The 248-nt window shown below is 50.4% G+C and carries 1 protein-coding gene; it reads right to left on the bottom strand.

Annotation, left to right across the window (positions count from 1 at the left end):
- The coding region (locus NXS07_RS22105; RefSeq protein ID WP_368859263.1) for a helix-turn-helix domain-containing protein at window positions 1-162 on the bottom strand (162 nt) is incomplete at its 3' end.
- Window positions 163-248 lie beyond the last annotated feature (86 nt).

The raw sequence follows: 248 nt of genomic DNA, 5'->3' as shown, positions 1-248 counted from the left end.
CAGCTGATTCAGAATTTTGCCTCCGATCCTGCGCCGGTTATGCTCGATCAGGTTCAGGTAAGAGGGCGAAATCCCGACCTGCGCGGCAAGGGCGGATTGCTTGATCCCTTGCCGCACCCGCCTCTCGCGAATTCTGGTGCCGATGATCGAGCTTTCCGCCATCCCGATTTTCCCAACGATTCAGGTCACTTCTCCTGAGTACTATAAACTTTTTTACAAAGGCTGGGTATAAATTGTTCATTTTTTTA

This window comes from Xenorhabdus bovienii (genome assembly GCF_024721015.1).
Lineage (GTDB): Bacteria > Pseudomonadota > Gammaproteobacteria > Enterobacterales > Enterobacteriaceae > Xenorhabdus > Xenorhabdus bovienii.
Note: the sequence above shows the minus strand (reverse complement) of the source record. Positions and strands in the feature narration are given on the sequence as shown.